General features: G+C 62.0%; 20 protein-coding genes. 13 read left to right on the top strand and 7 right to left on the bottom strand.

Translation table 11 applies throughout. The features are described 5' to 3' along the window. Position 1: 1 nt before the first annotated feature. From ABIE33_RS03990 to ABIE33_RS03980, 3 genes are read right to left on the bottom strand one after another with little or no spacing between them, the layout of a single operon-like run. On the bottom strand, positions 2–565 hold the full coding sequence (locus tag ABIE33_RS03990) for a biotin transporter BioY (RefSeq protein ID WP_429121663.1): 564 nt from the start codon (positions 563–565) through the stop codon (positions 2–4). Positions 566–601: 36 nt separating this feature from the next. Then, positions 602–1,207, bottom strand: coding sequence for an energy-coupling factor transporter transmembrane component T family protein (locus ABIE33_RS03985; RefSeq protein WP_429121660.1), 606 nt, complete (start codon positions 1,205–1,207; stop codon positions 602–604). Next, positions 1,201–1,881: an energy-coupling factor ABC transporter ATP-binding protein gene (locus tag ABIE33_RS03980; protein WP_429121658.1), complete on the bottom strand. Its 681-nt coding sequence runs from the start codon at positions 1,879–1,881 to the stop codon at positions 1,201–1,203. Before ABIE33_RS03980 ends, ABIE33_RS03985 begins: the two co-directional genes overlap by 7 nt. A gap of 114 nt (positions 1,882–1,995) precedes the next feature. On the opposite strand from ABIE33_RS03980, the gene ABIE33_RS03975 reads away from it, so the two are divergent. From ABIE33_RS03975 to ABIE33_RS03965, 3 genes are all read left to right on the top strand, one after another. Then, positions 1,996–3,195: a winged helix-turn-helix domain-containing protein gene (locus tag ABIE33_RS03975; RefSeq protein ID WP_429121655.1), complete on the top strand. Its 1,200-nt coding sequence runs from the start codon at positions 1,996–1,998 to the stop codon at positions 3,193–3,195. Positions 3,196–3,272: 77 nt separating this feature from the next. Continuing rightward, positions 3,273–4,688 carry a metalloprotease TldD gene (tldD, locus tag ABIE33_RS03970; RefSeq protein WP_429121652.1) on the top strand — a complete coding sequence of 472 codons (1,416 nt, stop codon included), beginning with the start codon at positions 3,273–3,275 and terminating at the stop codon, positions 4,686–4,688. Positions 4,689–4,777: 89 nt separating this feature from the next. Next, positions 4,778–5,335, top strand: a complete 558-nt coding sequence (locus tag ABIE33_RS03965) for a hypothetical protein (RefSeq protein ID WP_429121649.1) — start codon at positions 4,778–4,780, stop codon at positions 5,333–5,335. Positions 5,336–5,518: 183 nt separating this feature from the next. Here ABIE33_RS03965 and ABIE33_RS03960 read toward each other — a convergent pair whose 3' ends face one another. Further along, entirely contained in the window at positions 5,519–6,778 is a 1,260-nt protein-coding gene (locus tag ABIE33_RS03960; RefSeq protein WP_429123079.1) for a serine hydrolase, read from the bottom strand. A 312-nt stretch (positions 6,779–7,090) separates the two neighbouring features. Here ABIE33_RS03960 and ABIE33_RS03955 point away from each other — a divergent pair, with 312 nt between their 5' ends. Continuing rightward, positions 7,091–8,140, top strand: a complete 1,050-nt coding sequence (locus tag ABIE33_RS03955; RefSeq protein ID WP_429121646.1) for a polysaccharide deacetylase family protein — start codon at positions 7,091–7,093, stop codon at positions 8,138–8,140. 18 nt (positions 8,141–8,158) lie between these two features. Here the strand turns inward: ABIE33_RS03955 and pdxH are convergent, their stop codons facing one another. After that, entirely contained in the window at positions 8,159–8,779 is a 621-nt protein-coding gene (gene pdxH, locus ABIE33_RS03950; RefSeq protein ID WP_429121643.1) for a pyridoxamine 5'-phosphate oxidase, read from the bottom strand. Positions 8,780–8,919: 140 nt separating this feature from the next. On the opposite strand from pdxH, the gene ABIE33_RS03945 reads away from it, so the two are divergent. The 4 genes from ABIE33_RS03945 to ABIE33_RS03930 all read left to right on the top strand — a co-directional run bounded on the left by ABIE33_RS03945 (position 8,920) and on the right by ABIE33_RS03930 (position 12,304). Further along, positions 8,920–9,372, top strand: a complete 453-nt coding sequence (locus ABIE33_RS03945; protein WP_429121640.1) for an RT0821/Lpp0805 family surface protein — start codon at positions 8,920–8,922, stop codon at positions 9,370–9,372. A 215-nt stretch (positions 9,373–9,587) separates the two neighbouring features. Next, on the top strand, positions 9,588–10,646 hold the full coding sequence (locus ABIE33_RS03940; RefSeq protein WP_429121637.1) for a DnaJ C-terminal domain-containing protein: 1,059 nt from the start codon (positions 9,588–9,590) through the stop codon (positions 10,644–10,646). 205 nt (positions 10,647–10,851) lie between these two features. Next, positions 10,852–11,670, top strand: a complete 819-nt coding sequence (gene fabI, locus ABIE33_RS03935) for an enoyl-ACP reductase FabI (RefSeq protein WP_429121634.1) — start codon at positions 10,852–10,854, stop codon at positions 11,668–11,670. A 49-nt stretch (positions 11,671–11,719) separates the two neighbouring features. Next, on the top strand, positions 11,720–12,304 hold the full coding sequence (locus ABIE33_RS03930) for a histidine phosphatase family protein (protein ID WP_429121631.1): 585 nt from the start codon (positions 11,720–11,722) through the stop codon (positions 12,302–12,304). 65 nt (positions 12,305–12,369) lie between these two features. On the opposite strand, the gene ABIE33_RS03925 is transcribed toward ABIE33_RS03930, so the two are convergent. Then, positions 12,370–12,630: a DUF1344 domain-containing protein gene (locus ABIE33_RS03925; protein ID WP_053250645.1), complete on the bottom strand. Its 261-nt coding sequence runs from the start codon at positions 12,628–12,630 to the stop codon at positions 12,370–12,372. A 297-nt stretch (positions 12,631–12,927) separates the two neighbouring features. Between ABIE33_RS03925 and ABIE33_RS03920 the strand changes: the two genes are divergently transcribed. The 3 genes from ABIE33_RS03920 (at position 12,928) to ribB (ending at position 18,560) form a co-directional block, all read left to right on the top strand. Next, positions 12,928–16,107: a bifunctional diguanylate cyclase/phosphodiesterase gene (locus ABIE33_RS03920; RefSeq protein WP_429121627.1), complete on the top strand. Its 3,180-nt coding sequence runs from the start codon at positions 12,928–12,930 to the stop codon at positions 16,105–16,107. Between the two features lie 121 nt (positions 16,108–16,228). Further along, complete coding sequence (aroC, locus tag ABIE33_RS03915) at positions 16,229–17,329, top strand: chorismate synthase (protein ID WP_429121624.1); 1,101 nt, start codon at positions 16,229–16,231, stop codon at positions 17,327–17,329. A gap of 130 nt (positions 17,330–17,459) precedes the next feature. Then, positions 17,460–18,560 (top strand): 3,4-dihydroxy-2-butanone-4-phosphate synthase, encoded by a 1,101-nt coding sequence (gene ribB, locus ABIE33_RS03910; protein WP_429121621.1) that lies wholly within the window; start codon positions 17,460–17,462, stop codon positions 18,558–18,560. A 141-nt stretch (positions 18,561–18,701) separates the two neighbouring features. Here ribB and ABIE33_RS03905 read toward each other — a convergent pair whose 3' ends face one another. Continuing rightward, positions 18,702–19,232 (bottom strand): invasion associated locus B family protein, encoded by a 531-nt coding sequence (locus ABIE33_RS03905; RefSeq protein WP_025426170.1) that lies wholly within the window; start codon positions 19,230–19,232, stop codon positions 18,702–18,704. 355 nt (positions 19,233–19,587) lie between these two features. On the opposite strand from ABIE33_RS03905, the gene coxB reads away from it, so the two are divergent. After that, complete coding sequence (coxB, locus tag ABIE33_RS03900; RefSeq protein WP_429121617.1) at positions 19,588–20,472, top strand: cytochrome c oxidase subunit II; 885 nt, start codon at positions 19,588–19,590, stop codon at positions 20,470–20,472. A gap of 21 nt (positions 20,473–20,493) precedes the next feature. Then, positions 20,494–22,182 carry a cytochrome c oxidase subunit I gene (gene ctaD / locus ABIE33_RS03895; RefSeq protein WP_077498062.1) on the top strand — a complete coding sequence of 563 codons (1,689 nt, stop codon included), beginning with the start codon at positions 20,494–20,496 and terminating at the stop codon, positions 22,180–22,182. Positions 22,183–22,227: the final 45 nt, after the last annotated feature.

The raw sequence follows: 22,227 nt of genomic DNA, 5'->3' as shown, positions 1-22,227 counted from the left end.
TTCAGGCGCGAACCGGCAGCAGCGGATAGCCGGCAAAGACGGCGCGTGCGGCAAGCGTCGCGATCGCGGCCTTCAGCAGGTCGCCGGGAAGGAAGGCGAGCGAACCGGTGGCAACCGCGAGCAGCGGCGTGCCTGTGACGGCCGATACCCAGGGCATGCCGATCGCATAGAGCACGACGATGCCGCCGATCACCGAGGCGAGGAAGAAGCCGACGAACTGGCGCAGTTCAGCCTGGCCTTCCCGGACGAAGCGCTGCGCGATCAGGCCTGTGACGAAGGTCGCAACGACCCAGCCAAGGATAAAGCCGCCGGACGGGCCGGCAAACACGGCGAGACCGCCACGGCCGCCTGATAGCACCGGCAGGCCGATGGCGACGAGCAGAAGGAAGAGCAGGAAGGCGAGTGCGCCGCGCTTGGCGCCGAGAATGCAGCCGGCGAGCATCACGCCCATGGACTGGGCGGTGATCGGCACTGGTATGAAGCCGAGCGTGATCGGCGGAATGAGGCCGAGCACGACGACGATCGCGGCAAAGAGGGCGATTAGGACGAGGTCTCTGGTGTTCATGCTGTTCCAGTTCCTTGCTTATTAGTGTGCGCGAATTTATTGGCGTCGAAATCCGCGGGCGTCAATCGCTGCGGCAATCGTATCCGCATCTTTGAGCGTCAGAATGATCAGCGGGCCGATGATCGTCAACGGCCGCACCGGCAGCCCGCGTGCCCGGTGTGCTTCGCGAATCGCCTGGTAGCGCGCGAGAATGTCGGGCACGAAGCGCAGGACGAGCCCAAGCGCGAGGCTGACATCGGCAGCGCGCACCCATCCCAGGCGTTCGAGAGGTGTCAAAAGCACCGTGATCTCGTCCATGAAAGCGCCGATCGTCGTCGTTGCCGTAACCGCCGCAGCAAAGAGCACCAGTGCCATCAGCCGCAGGGCCAACGCGGCGACTTCGTTGAAGGGGAGAAGGAAGAGGTTCACGGCCGCGAGAAAGAAGATCGTGAAGAAGACGAAGCCGACGCGTTTCAGCGCCTCGCGGAAGGTAAGGCCGACCGAGAGGTAGAGCCCGCCTGAAATCACAAACGCAGTCAGGTGCACGAGCAGCGAGCCGGTGAGGAAAAGCAGAATGCTGAGTGCCACCAGCGCCAAAAGCTTCGCGCGCACCGGAAGGCGGTGCAGCCAGCTGTTGCCCTCGATGTGCAAGCTCGTCAGCATCCAGCAATCTCGTGGTAGCGACGGATCGTTTCGGGCGGGGCGCCATCGGCGGCAAGCCGTCCCTCGTGGAAGAGCAATAGGCGCTCGACATCTTCGACCAGCGGCAGGTCGTGGGTGATGACCAGTGTATCTTCGTCCAGCGACGCGATCGTGTCGGCGACGCGGCGGCGGTTGCGCAGGTCGAGCTGGTTGGTCGGTTCGTCGAGGATCAGGATTTTGGGATCGGTGACGACGACGCTCGCCATAGCGATAAGCTGGGTCTCGCCGCCGGAGAGTTCATGGACCCGGCGGCGCGCCAGGTGTTCGACGCCGAAACGCGACAGTACGGCTTGCGTTCTCCTATCGATTTCCTCGCCCTTCAGGCCGCGGTTCTTCAGGCCGAAGCCGATGTCGTCGGCAACAACAGGCATGATCAGCTGGTGCTGCGGATTCTGGAAGATGAAACCGGCTTCGGAAAGCACGGCACGCTCGTCCTTGACCGTATCCAAACCATTGACGGTAACGCTGCCGAGCGAAGGTTTGACAAGGCCGTTGATCAGCCGCGCGAAGGTGGTCTTGCCGGAACCGTTGAGGCCGATGATGCCGACACGCCGTTCGGTGATCGTCAGCGTCAGCGGCTGCAGTGCCACCCGTTCGCCGAAGCGGACCGAGCAATCGGTAAAGCGGATGTCCATCCCGTCCCTCGCGGTTTGCGGTTTGCTCTATAGGCCAAGTCGGCGGACGAGGGCAATGCAGTTTGAATCAAGCTTCAGTTTGAAATATGGGAATAAAAGCCTACTCTTTCCCTCATGACGATTCGGATCTCCAATAGCGATGCCCGGCGCATCTTCCTCGCAAAGCAGGGCCTGTCCGGCGCACCACACCGCGCGCTCGGCAAGGACGGCCTGCTGAAGCTGATCCATGACATCGGCTTCGTGCAGGTCGACAGCATCGCAACGGTGGAACGCGCCCATCACCAGATCCTGTTTTCGCGCAACCAGACCTACCGCCGGGAACACCTGACATCGCTGCTCGAAGACGACGGCGAATTGTTCGAGCACTGGACCCATGATGCATCGATTATCCCGAGCAGCTTCTACCGCTATTGGAAGCACCGCTTCAAATGGGAAGGCGAAACGATCGTCGACCGCTGGAGCAAGTGGCGCGGCGAGGGTTTTGAGAAAAGCTGCGACGACACCTATCAGCGCATTGCAGAGGGCGGCCCGGTGCTTGCCCGCGAGCTCAAGGAGGCCGAGCACACGTCGGGCGGCTGGTGGAACTGGCATCCCTCGAAGACGGCACTTGAAATCCTGTGGCGCACCGGCAAGCTGGCGATCGCCCGGCGCGAGAATTTCCAGAAGGTCTATGACCTGACCGAGCGGGTCATTCCGCCCCACCATCATGATGCCGAAGTGGAGCACCACGAATTCATCGACTGGGCCTGCCGCAGCGCGCTGGAACGTCTGGGCTTTGCCACCCACGGCGAAATCGCCGCCTTCTGGGATCTGGTCTCTCCGGATGAAGCGAAGGCCTGGGTGGCGGAACATCGCGACGAATTGATCGACGTGGCGATCGATCCGATCGATGGCGGCAAGCCGCGATCGTCCTACGCCTTCTCAAGCTTTCCCGATGGGCTTGGCGACATTCCCGACCCGCCGGGCCGCGTGCGTGTTCTGAGCCCGTTCGATCCTTTGCTGCGTGACCGCAATCGCACTGAGCGGCTGTTCGGGTTCTTCTATCGCATCGAGATTTTCGTGCCCGAGCCGAAGCGGGAGTATGGCTACTATGTCTTCCCGCTGATCGAAGGCGACCGGCTGATCGGCCGTATCGACATGAAGGCCGACCGCAAGCGCGGCAGTCTTGCTGTGCGCCGGCTCTGGCTGGAGCGTGGCGTCAAGGCGTCTTCCGGTCGCATGGAGCGCATCGACGCGGAACTCGAGCGGGTCGCCCGCTTCACCGGGGTCGAGCGTATCGAACGCCTCGATGGCTGGAACGCTTCGCTCTCTTGATCGATATTTTCCTTGGCTTGAACCACTCGCCTTCCTAAATGGAGGCCATCGAACTTATGACGCGGGAGCGCACGACCATGAACACCGATCTGATGAGCCTCTTCGATGCCGATGAGGCGGCGATCCGCAAGGTTCTGTCGGAGACGCTTGCCGGCGCCGACGATGGCGAACTGTTTCTCGAACATGCCCAGGCCGAAGTGCTTTCCTTCGACAACGGCCGGCTAAAGGGCGGCAGCTTCAACACCGATCAGGGTTTTGGCCTGCGTGCGGTCGCTGGCGAATCGGTCGGCTATGCCCATGCCGGTGAGCTGTCGCTGGCGGCGCTTCGCCGTGCCGCCGATGCGGTCGGCCAGGTGACGCGCGGTTATGCGGGTTCGTATGCGGCCGCCCCGCAACGCACCAACAAGAAGCTCTATGGCGACGAAAACCCGATCGGCGAGCCGAGCTTTGAGGCGAAGGTCGCGCTGCTGCAGGAGATCGATGCCTATCTGCGTGCCAAGGATCCCAAGGTCCGGCAGGTGACGGCCTCGATCGCCGCGAGCTGGCAGCTCGTCGACATTCTGCGCGCCGATGGCCACCGCGTTCAGGACATCAGGCCGATGACGCGCATCAACATCTCGGTGGTCGCCGGCGATGGCGATCGCCAGGAAAGCGGCTCCTACGGCATCGGCGGGCGTCGTGGCTTCGGCGACTTCATCACCGAGGAAAACTGGAAGAAGGGTGCCGACGAGGCGCTGCGTCAAGCGCTGGTCAACCTCGATGCGATCGACGCGCCGGCCGGTACCATGGATGTGGTGCTGGCCTCGGGCTGGCCGGGCGTGATGCTGCACGAAGCCGTCGGCCACGGCCTCGAAGGTGACTTCAACCGCAAAAAGACCTCTGCCTTTGCCGGCCTGCTCGGCGAGCAGGTGGCCGCCAAGGGTGTGACAGTCGTCGACGACGGTACGATCGAGGCACGTCGCGGCTCGATCTCGATTGACGACGAGGGCACTCCATCGGGCTACAACGTGCTGATCGAGGACGGCAAGCTCATCGGCTACATGCAGGACCGGCAGAATGCCCGGCTGATGGGCATGCAGCCGACCGGTAACGGCCGGCGCCAGGGTTATGCCCATGTGCCGATGCCGCGCATGACCAACACCTACATGCTGTCAGGCGACAGGACGCCCGAGGAAATCATCGCCTCGGTGAAGCGGGGCATCTATGCCGTCTCCTTCGGCGGCGGCCAGGTGGACATTACGTCCGGCAAGTTCGTTTTCGGCTGCACCGAGGCCTACATGATCGAGAACGGCAAGATCGGTGCGCCGGTGAAGGGCGCGATGCTGATCGGCAATGGCCCCGACGCGATGAAGCGCGTGACGATGGTGGGCAACGATACCAAGCTCGATACCGGCATCGGCAACTGCGGCAAGGCCGGGCAATGGGTGCCGGTCGGCGTTGGCCAGCCGCATCTGCGCATGGACCAGATCACCGTCGGCGGCACGCAGGCGTAACCGATGGCGGTCTTCGTGCTGTCGTTCCTGTCGCCGGAGACCGACTGCCCCTACGCTTCGAGGCCGATGCCGAGAAGGTCGCGTTTTTGATGGGGATGGAGCGTGGCTTAGATCTCGATCCCGTGTCTTTTCGTCTCGACCGAAGCGAGCTGCTGCGGCTCGCTTCGGTCTGCGCCATTGCCCTTCCCGATACGGCCGATGAAGCCGAGCTGTGCCGACCGCACAGCATCGAAAGCGTGCCTTATCTCGTGCACACCGGGTATGAGTTGCCGTTGATGCTCGAGGGTCGAAAACCGTTTGCCTTCTTCTGCAGCGAGGGCGAGAACGCCTGGTTCGAGGATCTGCAACGAACCTTTGCACCGCACGTCGCCTCCGGTCGGTTCCATCGGGACGTTCTTGAACTGACCCAAATGTGCCCGACGACTAATGGCGGACAGAAAGAGATGCGAGCCATCTATGTCACCTATGCCTTGAACGGTGAGGAGTGGCGGTTCGAGCGGTTCAAGCGAGAGCGCCTTGCGCTGCATCATCATTGGCGTCCATGGACGGAGGCCGATGAGCGGGAAGAAGGTCTGCTGCTCGGCTATAGCGAGGAGCAGTGCGACTGGTGGATCGCCAATCGCTTTGGCAAGAGACACGCGCAGTAGAGCCCGCCGGCGACCGAACGAGGCGAGCAGCTTCGATGAGAGAGGTCGCAATCACCAGTTTGCTCCGACGTCGGACCGACGGGCGCTTGCCGAAAACAGTAACTTGGTCAAAGTCGGCCGGGGCACTTGCCCGCGATCTTCGCTTGGCGACGCCAGACGCGGCGTTTTCCACGTCGGTCAATGTTAGCCGCGCGACGGCAGCAGCATGCAATCGTAGGAGCGCTTCTTCAGCGCGCTGCAGGCGGAAGCGGCAGCGTCGCGGCTGCTGAAGCCGACGAAACGGGCGCGGTAGATGGTACCGGCACCGTTGCCGACGGCTTCGGTGTAAGGAGACGCCTCAGCCAGCATGTCGCCGCCGGCTGCTTGCGCTTGTGCCAGCAGCGCGCGGGCTGCTTCAGCCGAAGGTGCGGCCGAGATCTGGATCTGCCAGTGCCCGGCGGCTGGAACGGCAGCGGTGTTTTCGACCTCGGCCATGGCCGTCGGTCGCTCGGCCGGAACGACCGTTGTCGATGACGCGACGATCAAGGCTGCAACGCTGTCGCCCTTGGCGCGATGCGGCGCCGTGTAGGGCAGCGGCACGTCCGACATCGTCGCGGCCGACGCGACCTCGACTGCCGCAGGGCTGCGCATCTTGGCGGCAGCCACCAGCTGACGGCCAGTGGACGCCTTGCCGACATGGCGGTTGAGCAATGCCGCCATCTTGTTGTCGCGGCTGCGCGCCGTGCGCCCACCCATGACGACACCGATGACGCGCCGGTTGCCGTCCCTGACGGCGCTGACGAGATTGAAGCCGGAGGCATTGGTGTAGCCGGTCTTGATGCCGTCCATGCCGTCATAACGATACATCAGGTTGTTGTGGCCGCGGATCTTACGACCGCGAAAGGTGAAGCTTGGCGTGGCAAACAGCCGGTATTCCCTGGGATAGTCGCGCATCAGCGCAACGGCGAGCGTCGACATATCGCGCGCGGTCGTCACCTGCTTGCTTGCCGGCAGGCCGGATGCGTTGATGAAGACGGTGCGGTTCATGCCCAGCTGGCGCGCCTTGGCCGTCATCTTCCTGGCAAAATTCTGCTCCGAACCGCCGAGCTTTTCGCTCATAGCGGCGGCTGCGTCGTTGGCCGAACGGACGATCATGGCATAGACCGCCTCGCGCACGGTGATCGTGCTGCCCGGCTTAAGTCCCAGCTTCATCGGCGGCTTGGCGGCCGCCGCCCTCGATACCTTGATCTTGCTGTCCCAACTGATGTCGCCGCGCCGGAGCGCCTCGAAGGTGAGATACAGCGTCATCATCTTGGTGAGCGATGCCGGATGGTTCTGCGTATCTGCGTTCTCCGACGACAGGACCTTGCCCGTGCGTGCATCGAGCACCAGTGAAGCGCTGCCGGCAAACGCCGTCGCAGAGCCCAAGGCGAGAGCGCACATCGCCAGCAATAGGCGGCGGATAGTTTTCATGCGTGTCCCCATCGAAAAGCGCCGTCGAACAGGCGCGCAGCTGTGTCGTTTTGTGACAAGGCCGTGTCTTTGCTGCAACTTTGAGGCAGAATGCGATTTTTCTCTGCGACTTTCGTCGGGGTGGTAAACCAAAAATTAACGCCGTCGCCCTTCAGCAAGGTTTAACGCTCGCGCAGTTAACCTCCATGGTAGTGCGCCAGATCTGACGCGCCAGGGACACCACAACGCTTGAAATCCTCCACAAACCGATTGAGGCGCAAGACGTTCTGCGGTGGGCGATAAAACTGATTTGAACGGACTGATATGGCGGGCGGGATCACGGCAAGCATTAAGATGAGGGCGCGACGCGCGGTGATAACAGGCGGGCTCGAACTGGCGAACAGTCTAAGCCGTGCCGGCCTGATGGCGGATGCGCGTGGGCGCGGCGCCATCTTCACCCTGCATCATGTCCGCCCGCGGGTTGCCCGGGCCTTCGATCCGAACGCCCACCTCGAAATCACTCCGGCGTTTCTCGATACGGCTATCACCCGACTGAAGCGGGACGGCTATCGCTTCATCGCGCTCGACGATTTGCCGACGGTGCTTGCTGACACGGATGGTGCGCCCTTCGCCTGCTTCACCCTCGACGACGGCTACCGCAACAATCTCGATCATGCCCTTCCGGTCTTTACGCGGCACGGCGTGCCGTTCACCGTTTTTGTGACCGGCGGGTTCGTCGATCGCACTCATACGCTCTGGTGGGAAACTCTGGCCGATCTGCTCTCGGCAACCGGGCGGTTCCGGTTTGATTTCGGTAACGGTATGGAGGTGCTCGACGCTGAAGGCCCTGCGGACAAGCAGGCGATATTTGGCCGCATGGCCGCCTATATCCACAGTCGTGGAGAAGGTGTCGCGGTTGCCGCACTCGACGCGACGGCGCTGGAACACGGGATCGATGCGTTCGCGATCACCAAGACGCTGACGCTCGACGAAGCCGGTCTCCGTCTCCTCGCTGAAAGCCCGCTCGCCAGCCTCGGGGCGCACACCATAAGCCACCGCGCGCTCGCGCGGCTCAGCGATGAACAGGCAGCCCAAGAGATTGAGGCTTCTGCCGCCCGCGTCGAAGCCATCGTCGGCCAGAGGCCGCGCAGCTTTGCCTATCCTTATGGTGATCGCCCGGCCGTCTCGCCGCGCGATCACAGGCTTGTCGCCGATCTGGGTTTTACGGTCGCCGTCACCACGATGCCGGGCACAATAGCGGCGGCGACGCCGTTGCACGCCTTGCCGCGCATTTCGCTCAACGGTCACTTCCAGCGCGCCCGTTATGTCTCGGCGCTCGCCTCGGGCATTCCGTTTCGACTCGCACGCAGCTAGTTGCCGGATCCCCGCCCGTCAGGGGTACATCCGCACCTTTTCCCAACCGCCTTCGGGCGTCTCCCGGCGAAACTCCAGGCGATCGTGCAGCCGGAACGGTCGGTCGTGCCAGAATTCGATCGAGGTCGGGCGGATGCGGAATCCGGACCAGTATTCCGGGCGGGGGATTTCGCCGAGCGCATGGCGGGCGGTATATTCGGCGACCGCCTTTTCCAGCGCAAAGCGGCTTTCGAGCGGGCGGGACTGTTTCGACGCCCAGGCGCCGATGCGGCTGCCGCGCGGCCGCGACTTGAAATATTCGTCCGCCTCGGCGTCCGAGACGATCTCGACAGGCCCGCGCACCCGCACCTGACGCCGGAGCGATTTCCAGTGGAAGCACATGGCAGCCTTGCGGGCGCCGAGAATTTCACGGCCCTTCTGGCTTTCGAAATTGGTGTAGAAAACGAAGCCGCGCGCGTCGAAATCCTTGAGCAGAACCATGCGCACATTCGGCAGCCCGTCGGGGTCGACGGTCGCCAGCGCCACGGCGTTGGGGTCGTTGATCTCGCTGCCTTCCGCGTCTTTCAGCCATGTGCCGAAAAGGGAAAAGGGCTCATTTGCTTCCGTGAAGTCACCGCTTGTTAACTCATTCACCGCCATATTGCCTTCTAACGCCGTGATGTCTGGCGCGGAAACGCTTCGGGATGAGCCCGATCGGCGTTTCCGCATCGAAAATGTCAGAGCCTGCTTGTTGACTTCCTCGGGAAACGTGCGGCTCTTGCGAGTCTGACAGGATTGCCGTGCAAGACATAGCAAAGTGGATCGATGGCAAGAAGGGGTATTCCTTCTCAGTGATACGTGGCGCGGCAATTTGCCTGCCGGTGCTCATCCTGTCTGGTTGCATGGGAGCCGGTTTCGACATGTTCGGTGGCGGCGTCGACCGCACCGTTTCAACCGGTACCGTTCCCGTTGCCAAAACCTCGGATGGCCTTTCCGATGCGGTCCTGGTTCGCAACGCGGTGACTTCGGCCGAACTCGGGCAGGGGTCGCTCAACCCCATCCCCTGGGCCAATGCCACTTCCGGCAGTGCCGGGGTCATCAGCAGCATTCAGGAAGACAACGCCAGCGGCATGCTTTGCCGTCGCTTTACCACGACCCGCCATTCCTACGAGGGGATTGCCAAGTTCGACGGCAGCACCTGCAAGCTCGGCGATGGCGAGTGGTACCTCACCAGCTTTGGCCCGCGCGCCTGAAATCCTGCATTAACCACATTTCGGCAAACCGCGGCAGGAACGGTTCGATCGTCGTTTTGGCCTGCTCCGTTGTCATCCCGGCTAACCGATATTTAGCAAGTTCTGCCCATCCTCGCCCCTGAACGGGACATGCCATAACTGAGCTTGATCCCTGGTTTGAGGCATAAGGCGGGCATCCGGGAGAGGCCGCCGATCAGAGAAGATGGTAGCAAACCATGCGTGATCCCTATGCAATCCTCGGCGTCCGGCGCACCGCCGGTCAGGACGAAATCAAGGCGGCGTGGCGCTCGGTCGCCAAGGCTATCCATCCCGACCACAATCAGGACGACCCGACTGCCGCCGAGCGCTTTGCCGAGGCCGGCAAGGCCTACGAGCTGCTGCGCGACCCGAAGCTGAGAAGCCGCTACGACTATGCCCGGCGCGAAGCCGAGCTGCGCCGCATGGAGGCGATGAAGGCGAAGATGCGCGGCCCTGAACCGGAGGAGCAGCCCGTCGACGCAGAGACCGCCGAGGAAGCGGTTTCGCAGATTTTTGGAGCGGAGGCGCGTGCAAGAACCGCCAAGCCGGCCCCGAGGCCGGCTGCGGCGAGGGCCGCGGATAGACCCGCGGCGCCCCCTGAGTCAAAACCCGAACCTGCCAGCGAGCCGAAGCAGGAGGCCGTCGCCAAGGCGGAGCCGCCGCTGATGCAGCGCGCTGCAGCACCCGCCGCCGAGCTGGTGGCCGCCATCGTCAGGCGCATTCGCGGTCGGGCGGCCAAGACCGCCGACAAGGTTCCCGATCTCGCTGTCGACCTGACCGTCACCATCCAGGACCTGATCGATCGTCAGCGCTTATCGCTGGAACTGCCCGACGGTGAAACCGTCAAGGTCCAGATACCGCCGGGTGCCGTCGACGGACAGACGGTCCGTCTGGCCGAGCAGGGGTATCGCGTCACCGGCATGACGCGCGGCGACGTCGTCGTCAGCCTGCGCGTCGACCAGAGCGGTGCGTTCCGAACCAATGGGCTGGATCTGTTGACGACACTGTCCGTCGATCTGCAGAGCGCGGTCCTCGGCTGCGAGCATGTCGTTTCGACACCTATCGGCGAGGTGGCGGTTGTCGTTCCGGCCTGGTCCGGGTCGGACAAGGTCATCCGCGTCGAAGGCTTCGGGCTGCCGGGCGCCTATGGCGCGCGTGGCGATCTGCTGGTTGAGTTGCGGCTCATTTTGCGCGACACGCCGGATGACAAGGTCACCGATCTGATGAAATCGCTGCGCGACGGCCTCTATTTGTGACGGTTTGCTGACACTTTGACCCAATATTACGGGGACTAACAGTTCCTGATCTCGGCCGCGCTTGAACCACCGCAGCGGCTATGCCATAGGCAATTCTCGACAATTTGCCGCACGTGCGCTGACCGCGCCGGCTTGGCGTATTTGAATTTTGTGAAGTCTGGCGTCGGCCGTCGTCGATGCCGGCAGATAGTATTGGGGACAATGCATGGCTCAGGCATCGGGTTTGATGAAGGGCAAGCGTGGCGTCATCATGGGCGTCGCGAACAACCGTTCGATCGCGTGGGGGATCGCCAAGGCGATCCATGCCCAGGGCGGCGAAGTTGCGCTGACCTATCAGGGGGATGCACTGAAGAAGCGCGTCGAGCCGCTGTTGGCGGAAATCGACGGCTTCCTGGCCGGCCACTGCGACGTCAGCGACGAAGCCACCATCGACGAGGTTTTCTCCGCGCTTGAAAAGCACTGGGGCAAGATCGACTTTGTCGTGCACGCGATCGGCTTCTCCGACAAGGACGAGCTGACCGGCCGCTATGTCGACACGTCGCCGGAAAACTTTGCCAAGACGATGCAGATCTCGGTCTATTCGTTCACTTCGGTTGCCCGTCGCGCTGAAAAGCTGATGACGGACGGCGGCTCGATGCTGACGCTGACCTACTACGGCGCCGAGAAGGTCATGCCGAACTACAACGTCATGGGTGTTGCCAAGGCTGCGCTCGAAGCCAGCGTCAAGTATCTCGCTGTTGACCTTGGTCCGAAGAACATTCGCGTCAACGCCATTTCCGCCGGCCCGATCAAGACGCTGGCCGCCTCCGGTATTGGCGATTTCCGCTACATCCTGAAGTGGAACGAGTACAACGCGCCGCTGCGTCGCACCGTCACCATCGAGGAAGTCGGCGATGTCGGCCTCTACATGTTGTCGGACCTGTCGCGCTCCGTCACCGGCGAAGTCCATCACGCCGACAGCGGTTACCATGTCGTGGGCATGAAGGCTGTCGACGCCCCGGATATCTCCGTCATCAAGGATTGATCGGCGCCGCCGACCGGCCCGAACAACCTCCTGCCCGGAGCGAAATGTAGTGCTGATCTATGTGATCCGTCACGGACAAACGGACTGGAATGCGGAAAGCCGCCTTCAGGGGCAGAAGGACATCCCTCTCAACGACACCGGCCGCCAGCAGGCGACCGGAAACGGGATGGCGCTTGGCGCTATCCTCGGTGCCGACGCCGCGCGGTTCGATTTCGTCGCCAGCCCGCTCGGTCGCACCCGTGAAACCATGGAACGCCTTCGCCTGGCCATGGGTCTGGATCCAACCGCCTACCGCACCGACGACCGGTTGAAGGAGGTCTCCTTCGGCGATTGGGAAGGCTTTACCCTGCCGGAGTTGAAGCGTTCCGTGCCGGAGCGTATCGCCGAGCGACGCAAGGTGAAATGGGATTTCATCCCGCCTGGTGATGATGCGGAAAGCTACGAGATCCTGTCCTGGCGGATTGCCGCATGGCTCAAGGACGTGAGCAAGCCGACAGTCTGCGTCAGCCACGGCGGTGTCATCCGGGCGCTGTTCAAGCTTTTTGGTGAAATGGACGAAGATGAGGCGGCTTCCGCTGCCATCCCGCAGGATCGTCTGTTGAGGATTGCCGGCAATTCCATCGGCTGGATCTGATGGCTTCGGCGGAGCCGCATCAGCAGCCCGCCCCTCAAGGGGCGGGACTTGGCTCTTGAATAGTCTTACTGAACGATTTCGAGATCGTTGATCACGCGCTTGCCGTCGACCTCGGTGTAGAACACGAGAACTTTGACGCCGGCGGTGAGACCTTCGAAGTTGAATTCTTCAGGCGCCTGATAGCTCTTGCCATCGTCGAGCTGAAGGCTGAGGCGATCGGTATCGACGCCGGTAATGACAGCCTCTACATCGGCACTTTCGGCAAGGGCCGACAAAGGCGAAAGCAAGCCGGCGGTGGCCATGAGCGCGGCAATGACAAAACGCATCTTTCTTGCCCTCTTCAATGTATCTGCGATTCTTCTTGTCATCACCCTTTGATCCCCGATTGTGGCAAAAATTGCCTTGCACCGTAGCTTTTGACAGGCTTTCCCTCCATTTCGGGAGTGCCCGGCCGGTTGAGGGAGACTGAACGCCAAACGTGCAGTTTTCAAGCGTTCGGCCGGTGGAGCCAGCGGTGCTTCCGTATTGTATCCCCATGAATTGTAGGGTTTTCCAAAGAAATGTGACGAAAGCCAATCTTAAGACTCGATCGCTACCTTTGGTTGGGGATCGAGGGGAATAGAGTGAAGATTGTTGACGTTCTGCGCCAACGCATTCGGGCGGCAGCCAGATTTGCGAAACCGTCGCTGATACCGGCCGCCATCGCGGGCATCGTCGTCTTTAGCGGCGGCCATGTCTATGAGCGCCAAAACCGCGAAAACTCCCGCAGTGATCTCAGGATCGACGTCGAGAATGAACTGAACCTCATTGCCAATCGCCTCCAGTCGGAGATCAATACCAATATCGCGGCCCTTAATGGTTTCGCCAACAGCATCGGCGTCCATCCTGAGATGACCGCCGACGATTTCACCGTCATGTCGACCAAGCTGTTGCTGCAGAACCCGCAGATGGCGCGGGCGTCGGCAGCCCCGGGTGGCGTGGTGCGCGTCGCGTTTCCGCGCGAAAGCCAGCAATGGTTCGTCGGCACGGACTTCAACAAGTTCGGGGCGACCCGCCGCGCCGTTGAGCGGGCGTCGTCGACGGTGAAACCGGTCATGATCGGGCCGATCCGTCTGCCAAGCGGGCGCAACGGCTTTGAACTCTTCCTGCCGGTCTTCGCCAAGATCCAGGGGCGTATGGAGCGGTGGGGCTACGTTGAAGCAATCATCGATGAAAAGGCCCTCTATCGATCCGCCCGCCTGCTTGAGGAAGGCGTTGAGACGCCGGAGTTCACGGGCGATCACCGTCATGTCGACGTGCATCTCGCGATCCGCGACGTGTCGGAACCCGAGCGCATTCAGGATGCTTTCTTTGGCGATGATCGCGTTTTCCGAACGACCCCGGCCAAGCGCCAGCTCGTTCTCCCAGGCGGCGTCTGGGAGCTGGCAGCGACACCGATCAGTGGCTGGGATCAGCTTCCGGAAAACAGCACCGACCTGCGCCTGGCGATTGCTGCGGCGGTCGCCGTCGTCGTCATTCCCATTCTGTTGACCGGCGGCCTGGTCAACGAGCGCCAGCGCAACATCGCCAAGCTCAGGGCGCGCGAAGGCGAGGTGATGACGCTTTCGCATCGCCTCAACCTGGCGCTCGAAGCCTCCAAGATCGGCATATGGGAAATCGATCAGGCCACGCAGGAGCGCTCCTGGGACGATCGCATGTTCCATCTGCATGGGCTCAGCGTCCATGATGACGAGCCGACCTACGATGAATGGCGCTCGACGGTGCACCCCGAGGATGTCGGCATTGCCGCCAATGCGCTTTTCCGCAGCCTCGACGAGGGCCTAGAATACCGTTCGCAGTACCGGGTGGTGTTGGCTGACGGCAGCATCCGACACATCCGCAATGTCGGCTCCGGCCATCAGGGGGTCGACGGCCGCTCGAAGATCACCGGTATTAGCTGGGACGTGACCGACGACGTGCTCAAGAACGAAAGGCTGGGAGCTGCCAAGGCGCAGGTCGATCAGCAGAACCTCGAACTCGAGCAAGCCCTGAAGGGGCTCTACGAACGCGAGCAGGATCTGGAGAAGCTGTCGCGTCGGCTCGATCTGGCGCTCGACAGCTATCGTTGCGGCATGTGGGAGGCGGATCTCGACAGCAACGTTACCTATTGGGACGAGCGCATGCACCAGCTCTACGGGCTGGTCTACACCGACGGCGCAACGACCGAAGCGACTTGGCTCAACGCGCTGCATCCTGACGATCGCGGATCCGCGCTATCGGCCGTCAACACGGCGATCGGCGCCCGTGAGACCTATGTGCACCAGGCCCGCGTGATTCTGGCGGAGGGTGCCTTCAGGCACATTCGCTCGGTCGGCAAATTGCATGTCTCGCCGGAGGGGCGCAGGAAGCTGGTCGGCATTGCGCTTGATGTGACCGACGACGTGGTGATGACCGAGCAATTGCGCGCCGCCAAGGCGATGGCCGACGCCAAGAATGCCGAGCTCGAACAGGCGCGGACCCGCATCGAGCACAATTCGCTGCACGATCCGCTGACCGGCCTTGGCAATCGCCGCATGCTGGACAAGGCGCTTGAACACCTGACCGGCCAGAGCGCCGATGCGCCCCAGAGCATCGCCATCCTTCACATCGACCTCGACCGTTTCAAGCAGATCAATGACACGCTCGGCCATGCGGCCGGAGATGCGATGCTGGTTCATGCGTCGGAGATCCTGCGCTCCAACATTGCGCCGGGTGACATCGTCGCGCGCATCGGTGGCGACGAATTTGTCGTCGTCGTCACCGGCGCGCCCGGCGATGCCGCACTAGCAGCGCTGTGCGACCGGATCATCGCCGAGATGCGCCAGCCCGTCGATTACAACGGATTTCCTTGTCGCTTCGGCGTCAGCATCGGTGTTGCCGTGGCCCGCCAGGCGCATGCCGACGCACGCAAGCTGCTGGTCAATGCCGACATGGCGCTCTACCGGGCGAAGGAAAACGGCCGCAACCGCTATCAGTTCTTCACCCAGATCCTCCAGGCCGAAGTCGTCACCGCCAAACGCGTCGCCGATGAAATCCTCGAAGGCATCGAGCGCGACGAGTTCGTGCCCTGGTACCAACCGCAGTTCGACGCCTCGACATTGGCGCTCTCCGGCGTGGAAGCGCTCATCCGCTGGCGCCATCCGCGCCAGGGAATTCTGACGCCGGACAAGTTCCTGGCGATCGCCGATGAACTGAACGTTACCGCTGCCCTCGACCGCCTCGTCCTGGAGAAATCGCTGGCCGACCAGATGCGATGGGCGGCTGCCGGTCTGCGTGTGCCGAAGATCTCCGTCAATGTCTCGGCCAAGCGCCTGCAGGATGAGCGGCTGCTCGCCTCGCTGGAGGGCCTGAGCATCGTGCCGGGGCAAATTTCCTTTGAACTGGTGGAGTCGATCTTCCTCGATGAAAGCGACGACATCGTCACCGCCAATATCGAGGGCATCAAGAAACTCGGCATCGACATCGAGATCGACGATTTCGGCACGGGCCATACGTCCATCGTCAGCCTGCTCAAGATCAAGCCGAAGCGGCTGAAGATCGATCGGCAGCTCGTGGTTCCGGTTCTCAGCGCCCGCACCGAGCAGGCGTTGATCCGGTCGATCATCGATATCGCCCGCTCGCTCGGCATCGAGACGGTGGCTGAAGGTGTGGAGACCATGGCGCACGCCGAGATGCTCGGTATTCTCGGCTGCGATCTGCTGCAGGGCTATGCCTTCTCCAAGCCGCTGAGCGCAGACAATTTCCTGGCGTTCGCTACCGAACGTGGGCTGCGGCTGGCCTCCTGAGCCGGTCGCAAATTTGGAGCGCCCGTCGGAAAGACTTTCCCCTGTCCCGGCTTTCCACTAAGAGAGTGGCGCCCGTACATGAAACATGTACGTCCGTTGCTTCTCAGAGTTCGGTTGCCTCATGTCGCACAATACCTTCGGTCATCTCTTCCGCGTCACCACCTGGGGCGAAAGCCATGGGCCCGCGCTCGGCTGCGTGGTGGACGGGTGCCCACCCGGCATTCGTTTCACGCTGGCTGAACTGCAGGCCTGGCTGGACAAGCGCAAGCCCGGTCAGTCGCGCTTCGTCACGCAGCGCCGTGAGGACGATCTCGTCAAGGTTCTCTCCGGCGTGATGCTGGATGAGGACGGTGAGACGATGATCTCCACCGGCACGCCGATCTCGATGCTGATCGAAAACACCGACCAGCGCTCGAAGGACTATTCGGAGATCTCCAAGCGCTATCGCCCGGGGCATGCCGACTACACCTACGACATCAAGTACGGCATTCGCGACTACCGCGGCGGCGGCCGTTCGTCGGCGCGTGAAACGGCGGCGCGCGTCGCAGCCGGCGGTATCGCCCGCAAGGTGGTGCCGGGCCTCGTCGTGCGTGCTGCACTCGTCCAGATCGGCAAGCACAAGATCGACCGCGCCAATTGGGATTGGGCAGAGGTCAACAACAACCCGTTCTTCGCGCCGGACCCGGCGATCGTGCCGGTCTGGGAGGCGTATCTGGACGGTATCCGCAAGTCCGGTTCGTCCATCGGCGCCGTCGTCGAAGTGGTGGCCGAGGGCGTGCCGGCCGGCATCGGTGCGCCGATCTACGCCAAGCTCGACCAGGACATCGCTGCAAACCTGATGTCGATCAATGCCGTCAAGGGCGTCGAGATCGGCAACGGTTTTGGCGCGGCCGAAATCACCGGCGAGGAAAATGCCGATGAGATGCGCATCGGCGAAGACGGCAAGCCCGTCTTCCTGTCCAACAATGCCGGAGGCATCCTCGGCGGCATCTCGACCGGTCAGCCGGTCATTGCCCGCTTTGCGATCAAGCCGACTTCTTCTATCCTGACCGAGCGTCGTTCGATCGACAGTGACGGCAACGAGGTGGATGTGCGCACCAAGGGTCGCCATGACCCCTGCGTCGGCATCCGTGCGGTGCCGATCGGCGAGGCGATGGTTGCCTGCGCGATTGCGGACCACTACCTGCGTGATCGCGGCCAGACCGGCCGCCTTACTGCATAATTCCTTAAATCGGGATCGATTTAGGGATAAAATTATGCAGAAATTCAAAGTGTTACAGCGACCTTTGCGCGCCTGAAGTCGCGCGGCGCTGTAAATAATTCGGCCCCAAATAGAGTTCGGGAAGAACAAGATGTCCTATGACCAGAAGCGTGTCGTTGATGCCATCCGTGCCTTCGAAGCCGGCGAGATTGTCGTCGTCACTGACGATGGCGGTCGCGAGAATGAAGGCGACCTGATCGTCGCCGCGGTCCATTGTACGCCGGAGAAGATGGCTTTCATCGTGCGCCACACATCGGGCATCGTCTGCACTCCGATGCCGCGCGAAGAGGCAAAGCGCCTCAATCTCAATGCCATGGTGGCAGAGAACGACTCGGCGCACACCACCGCCTTTACCGTCTCGGTCGACTTCAAGCACGGCACGACCACCGGTATCTCGGCCGACGATCGCACGCTGACGGTGCGCAACCTCGCCAACCCCAATGTCGGCCCGACCGATTTCGTCCGTCCCGGCCACATCTTCCCGCTGGTCGCCCGCGAAGGCGGCGTTCTGATGCGCTCGGGCCATACGGAGGCCGCCGTCGATCTCTGCAAGCTCGCAAGCCTGCCGCCGATCGGCGTCATCTGTGAACTGGTCAATGATGACGGCACCGTCACGCGCGGCCCGCAGGTCAGCGCGTTTGCCGAAAAGCACGGTTTGAAGCAGGTCTCGGTCGCCGATCTGATAGCCTACCGTCAGCGCAAGGAAACGCTGATCGAGCAGGGCGGCTCGTTCGACATCGAGACGCCTTACGGCATGGCCAAGGGGCATTCCTACTCGTTGCCCTGGGATCCGATGCAGCACCTCGCCGTCGTTTTCGGCGACATCCGGGACGGCGTCGACATCCCGGTTCGCCTGCACCTTGAAAACGTCGGCGCCGACGTTTTCGGCAAGGACTGCCAGATCGACCGGATCATGAAGCGCATGGCCGAAGAGGGCAGGGGCGTCATCGTCTATCTGCGTGAAGGCTCTGTTGGCGTCGGCGTGTCGCAGACCGCCCGCAAGGGCAAGCACGACCGCGAAGCCCATGACGAGGCACAGGCCCGCGAAAGCGAATGGCTGGAGATCGGTCTCGGTGCGCAGATCCTGAAGGATCTCGGCATCAGCTCGATCCGGCTTATCGCCTCGCGCGAGCGCCACTATGTCGGCCTCGAAGGCTTCGGCATCAAGATCGCCGCGACCGACATCATCTGAAGCTGAACGACTGCAGCTCTTCAAGTGTTGGAAGCCCGGACGAACATCCGGGCTTTTCCATTTTTTGCCTGTTCCTTGGTCGCTGAAACGAAAAAGCCGCGCACGAGGCGCGGCTTCTAAAAAAGTCGGTGACAGGTACCGTTACGGCAGGGCGTCGTAGCCTTCGCCAAAACCCTTGAGATCGACCGGAATGCCGATGCCTTCTTCCGGCGACTGGAAGACGATGAAGGTTGCCGTTGCGCCGGAGCGGAAGGTCTTCAACAGTTCGTCTTCGAGCACGACCTCGGCATAGCAGCCGTCGGAGAAGCAGCGCACGAAATAGGCGCGGCCGATATCCTTGCCGTCGACGTTGAGGCCAAGGCCGTTCGGCAACAGCACGCCGAGCGGCGCCAGAACGCGCAGGATCTTCGCCTTGCGGTCGGCGGTTTTCAGCACGACGACCGAGAGACCGACTTCCGGCCGGTCTTCGGCGATGACGTTCTGCATCAGGGCGCATTGGTCGGTTGACGCACCTGCCGGCTGATCGCAGACGATCGACCATGCACCGTGGTTGGACTTGACCGTTCCGGGCGCGCCAGCGGGTTGTTGGGCAGCACTCGCCGTAGGAAGGGCGAGGACGGCAAATCCGAGAGCGGCAAGAGCCGACAGTCGGGAGAAAAGGGGCAGGCCCATGTAAACCTCAAAACGTCGAATCATCAGGGCTATTCTTGAAGCGCGCGGGGGGAAATGAAAAGCCCTGTGGGGTACATTCCAGCGCCGTATGGCGGAAATTGGGCTCGCGGGACGCCATTGTCGCGCTGACGCGGCGTGATAGCGCCGTCAGTGGCGCAGATCGAGGCATATAAGTCGATTCGCTTGGGGTTCCGAGGGGTGCCTGTGAGAAAAGTCGCATTTGTGCAAAAATGCCGCATGGGGTTGATTGCACAGATGTTGCGGCGTTGGGCAAACTGTGGTTTGAAGCGCTGCAGTATCGCAGGGATTCTGCGTTCCGGTTTGATCCTGATCAAGCGCATTGGGGAGACATATTGTGAAAAATAAGGCTTATGCAGTTATGGCAGCGCTTGCCTGTCTGCTTTTTGCTTCGAGCGCCCTCGCTGACAAGCCTGTCGATTGGCAGACGAACTTTCAGACGGCTGCGACGGGCATTATGGAAGAGATCACGTGGTTTGAGCACTATACCCTGTGGTTCATCATTCCGATCACTCTCTTTGTCCTCCTGCTGCTGATTGTCGTGGTGGTCAAATTCCGAGAGAGCGTCAATCCGGTTCCCTCCAAGACCAGCCACAACACCGCTATTGAAGTTGTCTGGACCGTTGGTCCGGTCATCATCCTGCTATTCCTGGCGATCCCGTCCTTCCAGCTTCTGACCGCGCAGTTGACACCGCCGGCCAATCCGGACCTGACGGTCAAGGCGACGGGCAACCAGTGGTACTGGTCCTATGAATATGAAGTCGGCGAAAGCCCGCTCTCCTTCGACAGTCTGCTGATGAAGGAAGAAGATCGTGCGAGTCTCGGCAAGGAAGACAAGGTCGAATATCCGCGTCTACTCGCCGTCGACAACGAAGTCGTCGTTCCGATCGGCAAGACCGTTCGTCTGCTCGTCACGGCTGCCGACGTCATCCACGCTTTCGCAATGCCTGCCTTCGGCGTTAAGATCGATGCTGTTCCCGGCCGCCTGAACGAAACCTGGTTCAAGGCTGACCGCGAAGGCCTCTACTACGGCCAGTGTTCCGAGCTCTGCGGCAAGGACCACGCCTATATGCCGATCGCCATCCGCGTTGTTGCGCAGGAAAAATACGACGCCTGGCTCGCTGCCGCCGCAACCAATATCGGCGACGCGAACAAGGCGCTCATGGCGTCCATCGACGGCGCGGCCAAGGCCGTTGACGTCGCCGCTAACGCCGCACAGTAATCGGTAAGGGGAGCTCGACCCATGGCTGGAACAGCCGCTCATCACGACCAACGCCATGATCATTCCGATCATGGCCACGCAGACCACGCGCACAAGCCGTTGACCTTCTTTCAGCGCTGGTTTCTGTCGACCAACCACAAGGACATCGGCACGCTCTACCTGATCTTCGCGATCTTCGCGGGCATCATCGGCGGCACGCTGTCGATCTTCATGCGCGCCGAGCTGCAGGAACCGGGCATCCAGATCTTCCATGGTCTGGCGCAGATGGTTTACGGCTTCGAGGGCGACGCTGCCATCGACGGCGGCAAGCACATGTTCAACGTGTTCACGACCGCGCACGCGCTCATCATGATCTTCTTCATGGTCATGCCGGCGCTGATCGGTGGCTTCGCCAACTGGATGGTTCCGATCATGATCGGTGCGCCGGACATGGCGTTCCCGCGCATGAACAACATCTCCTTCTGGCTGATCATCCCGGCCTTCCTGCTGGTTCTGCTTTCGATGTTCGTCGAAGGTCCGGCGGGCGCCTATGGTGCGGGGGGCGGATGGACGATCTATCCACCGTTCTCGACGTCGGGCATGCCCGGGCCGGCGATGGATCTCGTGATCCTCGGCCTGCACATTGCCGGTGCCTCGTCGATCCTCGGTGCGATCAACTTCATCACCACGATCCTGAACATGCGCGCTCCGGGCATGACGCTGCACAAGATGCCGCTGTTTGCCTGGTCGGTTCTGATCACCGCCTTCCTGCTTCTGCTCTCGCTGCCGGTTCTGGCAGGCGGCATCACCATGCTGCTGACCGACCGCAACTTCGGCACGGCCTTCTTCGCGCCTGAAGGCGGCGGCGACCCGATCCTGTTCCAGCACCTGTTCTGGTTCTTCGGTCACCCGGAAGTGTACATCCTGATCCTGCCGGGCTTCGGCATCGTCAGCCACATCGTTTCCACCTTCTCGCGCAAGCCGATCTTCGGCTACCTCGGCATGGCCTACGCCATGGTCGCGATCGGCGCCGTCGGCTTCATCGTGTGGGCGCACCACATGTACACCGTCGGCATGTCGCTCGACACGCAGCGCTACTTCGTCTTCGCGACGATGGTTATCGCTGTTCCGACCGGTGTGAAGATCTTCTCGTGGATCGCAACGATGTGGGGTGGTTCGATCCGCTTCACGACCCCGATGGTCTGGGCGATCGGCTTCATCTTCCTGTTCACCGTCGGTGGCGTCACGGGCGTTCAGCTCGCCAACGCCGGTCTCGACCGTTCGCTGCACGACACCTACTACGTGGTTGCTCACTTCCACTACGTTCTGTCGCTCGGCGCCGTGTTCGCGATCTTCGCTGCCTGGTACTACTGGTTCCCGAAGATGACCGGCTACATGTACTCCGAGTTCCTCGGCAAGCTGCACTTCTGGGTCATGTTCATCGGCGTGAACCTGATCTTCTTCCCGCAGCACTTCCTGGGTCTCGCTGGCATGCCGCGCCGCTACATCGACTATCCGGATGCCTATGCCGGCTGGAACATGGTGTCGTCCTACGGCTCGTACATCGCAGCCGTCGGCGTGCTGATCTTCCTTTTCTGTGTTGCCGAAGCCTTCGCAAAGAAGCGCGTCGCTGGCGACAATCCGTGGGGCGAGGGTGCGAACACGCTGGAATGGCAGCTGTCTTCGCCGCCACCGTTCCACCAGTGGGAACAGCTCCCGCGCATCAAGTGATGGGAAAGAAACAGAAGCCGCCGGTTCCGGCGGCTTCACCCCGCC

Source organism: Ensifer sp. 4252 (assembly GCF_050434565.1).
Classification (GTDB): domain Bacteria; phylum Pseudomonadota; class Alphaproteobacteria; order Rhizobiales; family Rhizobiaceae; genus Ensifer.
This window is presented reverse-complemented; position numbering and strand designations above follow the sequence as displayed.